The following is a 262-nucleotide window of genomic DNA, read 5'->3' as shown; positions in this document are numbered from 1 at the left end:
AATACAGTTATCCACTAAATCCAGACTGGACAACCGAAGAAATGACGATTGTTGTGCAATTTTTAGAAGCTATTGAGCGAGCGTATGAAAAGGGCATAGATACGCTTGAGCTCAAAGAAAAATATCGAGCATTCAAACAAGTAGTCCCTGCCAAAGGAGAAGAAAAACGGATTGGTATCGACTTTGAAAAAGCAAGTGGCTATTCGGCCTATAAAGTCATGCAACTTGTAAAAAACGCAACTACTAGTAAAATAAAAATGCA

1 protein-coding gene is annotated in these 262 nt (G+C 37.8%); it reads left to right on the top strand.

Annotated features, from left to right (window positions below; all coding sequences use genetic code 11):
• On the top strand, positions 1-262 hold a 262-nt coding region (locus NG901_RS16745; protein ID WP_252217078.1), incomplete at both ends, for a UPF0223 family protein.

This window comes from Clostridium sp. CMCC3677, from assembly GCF_023845585.1.
In the GTDB taxonomy this organism is placed as follows: Bacteria; Bacillota; Clostridia; order Clostridiales; family Clostridiaceae; genus Clostridium; species Clostridium aquiflavi.
The sequence above is the reverse complement of the archived record's forward strand: the minus strand, read 5'-3'. Positions and strand labels throughout refer to the sequence as shown.